A 3,331-nucleotide genomic window follows, 5' to 3' on the forward strand; every position below is an offset into this window, starting at 1 on the left:
GGCGGCGCGACCACCGCCCGGGGACTCGCCGGACTCGCCGACGGGACCCCGACGACAGCGGAGGCCCTCGCTCAGGGCATGCTGTCCGGGGTCGTCGTCGGCGCCCTGTTCCTCGCCGTCGCCGGCCTGACCGACGCCCGCGACCTGCGGCCGCTGCTCGGGGCCGTCACCCGCCGGCTCGGCCGGCGTCGCCCGCCCGGCGCGGGCGACGGCCCGCGGGCGGACCAGCACCCCGGGGAGCGGGGCGACGGAAAGGAGACCGTTTCCTCATGACGGACGCCTCGTCGACGCCGCGGTGGCCCGGCTCGGTGGCCCTGGTGCTCGCCTCCAGCACCGGCGGGGTGGGCCAGCACATCCGCTCGATCGCCCGGGGCCTCACCGAAGCCGGCGCGTCCGTGCTGGTCTGCGGCCCGGCCGCCACCCAGGACCAGTTCGACTTCACCGGAGCGGGCGCCCGGTTCACGCCGGTGGAGATCCCGGCCAGCCCGACCCCGGCCGACGCGCGGGCCGTCGCCGCGCTGCGCCGGGCGCTGGCCGACCCGCCGGTCGACGTGGTGCACGCGCACGGGCTGCGCGCCGGCCTGGTCGCCGTGCTCGCCCGCCCGACCGCCCCGCTCGTGGTCACCTGGCACAACGCCGTGCTGGCCGGCGGGCTGCGGGGCGGGCTGTCCCGGCTCGCCGAGCGGATCGTCGCCCGGAACGTCCGGATCGCGCTGGGCGCCTCCGCCGACCTCGTCGAACGGGCCGCCGCGCTGGGCGCCGCCGACGCCCGCCTCGCCCCGGTCGCCGCGCCGGCGCTGCCCGCGCCGCGTCGCCGCCGGGCCGCCGTCCGCGCCGAGTTCGGGCTCGCCGCCGACCGCCCGCTGATCGTCTCGGTGGGCCGGCTGCACCCGCAGAAGCGCTACGACATCCTGGTCGACGCGGCCGCCCGGTGGCGGACCCGGCGGCCCGCGCCGCTGGTGGTGATCGCCGGGAGCGGGCCCGCGTACCTCCCGCTGGCCGCGCGGATCTCCGCCGCCCGGGCGCCGGTGACCCTGCTCGGGCACCGCACCGACGTGGCCGACCTGCTCGGCGCCGCCGACGTCGCCGTGGTGACCAGCGACTGGGAGGCCCGCCAGCTCTTCGCCCAGGAGGCGCTGCGGGCCGGCGTACCGCTGGTGGCGACCGCCGTCGGCGGCCTGCCGGAACTGGTCGGCGACGCCGCGGTGCTGGTGCCCGCCGGCGACGTGGACGCCGTCGACGCGGCGGTGCGCGACCTGCTGGACGACGAGCCCCGCCGGGCCGACCTGGCCCGCCGGGCCGCCGCCCGGGCCGCGACCTGGCCGACCGAGGCGGACACCACGGGCGCCCTCGTCGACCTCTACGCCGAGCTGACGCCCGAGCACTCGACGGGGACCCGGTGATGCTGCGCAGACTGACCCCGGTGCTGCTGACCCTCGTCGTGGTGGCGCTCGGCATCACGGCGCTGGCCGCCCGACCGGACACCGGCGCGCCGGAGCGCAGCGCCGACTTCGTGGTGCTGGCCGGGGCGGCCGGGCTGCGCTGGGAGGACGTCGACCCGCAGACCACCCCCACGCTGTGGCGGATGGCCGAGCAGGGTTCCATCGGTTCGCTCTCGGTACGCTCCGCGCACCGGCCCACCTGCCCGGTCGACGGCTGGCTCACCCTGGGCGCCGGCAACTTCGCCGCCTGGAACGGCAGCCGGCCGGGCGGCGGATGCCCGGCCGGCGGGGTGACCGTCGAGCAGCCGGACGGGATCGGCGCGAACCTGCCCGACCAGGAGAGCGTCGTCGCGTACAACCAGGACCGGCTCTCCTGGGGGACCACCCCGGGTGCGCTGTCCGAGTCGGTCCGCTGCTCGGTGGCGGTCGGGCCGGGTGCCGCGGTGGCCGCCGCCCGCCCGTTCGGCCGGGTCGACCGGTACGCGCCGGTGCTCCCCGCCGACCCGGCGAAGCTGCTCGGCTCCTGCGTGTTGAGCATCGTCGACCTGGGCACCGTCGACGGCGAGGACCCCACCAGCCGGGCCGCCCAGGCCCGCCAGGTGGACGCCCAGCTCGCCCGGGTGCTCGCCGCCCGGCCGCCGCGCTCGCTGGTGCTGGTGGCCGGGGTCTCGGACACCGACACGCCGTCCCGGCTGCACGTCGCGGTGGCCGACGGTCCGGGCTGGGACAAGGGCTGGCTGACCTCGCCGAGCACCGCCCGCGAGGGCTACCTGCAACTGGTCGACCTGGCCCCCACCGCGCTGGCCGCCTTGGGCCGGCCGATGCCCGAGCGGCTCTTCCTCGGCCGGCCCGCCGTGTCGGTCGACGACCGCCCCGACGACCTGCGCGCCGCGATCGACGCGCCGGCCGACGCGGACCGGGAGGCCGCCGCCCAGCGCCGGGTCGCCGGCTGGTTCTTCACCCTGCTCGCCGCCGCGCAGGTGGCCCTCGCCGTGGCGGTGCTGCCGCTGCTGCGCCGGGCCCGCCGGCACGCCGGCCCGCACGGGCCCGAGCCGGTGACCCGGCGGGTGGTGGCGGTGGTGGAACTGCTGCTGATCGGCGCCGCGCTCGCCGTGCCGGCCGCCCTGCTCGCCGACGCCGCGCCCTGGTGGCGGGGGGATCACGCCGGCTGGTGGTTCGCCTCGGTGACCGCTCTGCTGATCGTGGGCGGCACCGCCGCGGTCCGGTTCAGCCCCGGCCACGAGCGCACCCTCGGGCCGCTCGGCGCGGTGGCCGGCCTGGCCACCCTGGTGGTCGGGGTGGACGTGCTCACCGGCTCCCGGTTGCAGCTCAACGGCGTGATCGGCTACTCCGCGCTGGAGGGCGGCCGGTACGCCGGGCTGGGCACCGTCGGGCTGGGCGTGTTCATCGCCGGTTCCCTGCTCTGCGGTGGCTGGCTGGCCCAGCGGGTCCGCCGGGCCTGGCGGCCGATGGTGATGGTCGCGGTCGGCGGGGCGGCCGTGGTGATCGTTGGCAGCCCCTACCTGGGGGCCGACTCGATCGGCGCCATCGCGCTGACCGCCGGGGTGAGCGTCGCCGCCGCGATCTGCACCGGCGGCTGGCTGACCGTGAGCCGGCTGGCCTGGGCCACCATGGCCGGGCTGGCGGTCACCGTCGGTTTCGCCGTGGTCGACGTGGGCCGGCCGGAGGCCGAGCGGGGCAGCCTGGGCCGCTTCCTCGCCGCCGTGGGCGACGGCACCGGTGGCCTCACCGTGCACCGGTCCAGCAGCGCCAACTTCCAGACCCTGGTGAACAGCCCGCTCACCGTGCTGGCCCTGGCCGGCGCGGCGCTTGTCTGGTTCGCCCTGCTCCAGCCCTGGGGCGGCCTCATGCGGCTGTTCGGCATCTAC

2 protein-coding genes and 1 pseudogene are annotated in these 3,331 nt (G+C 78.4%); all 3 read left to right on the forward strand.

Annotation, left to right across the window (positions count from 1 at the left end; genetic code table 11):
- Positions 1-273 (forward strand): annotated as a pseudogene (locus ACW0Q9_RS29900) (virulence factor MviN); the annotation flags it as partial.
- Positions 270-1,403 carry a glycosyltransferase family 4 protein gene (locus tag ACW0Q9_RS29905; protein WP_456187019.1) on the forward strand — a complete coding sequence of 378 codons (1,134 nt, stop codon included), beginning with the start codon at positions 270-272 and terminating at the stop codon, positions 1,401-1,403. The pseudogene ACW0Q9_RS29900 and the gene ACW0Q9_RS29905, both read left to right, overlap by 4 nt.
- A partial coding sequence (locus ACW0Q9_RS29910) for a hypothetical protein (RefSeq protein ID WP_456187021.1) occupies positions 1,403-3,331 on the forward strand: 1,929 nt, incomplete at its 3' end. The genes ACW0Q9_RS29905 and ACW0Q9_RS29910, both read left to right, overlap by 1 nt.

It is taken from the genome of Micromonospora sp. I033, from assembly GCF_053890995.1.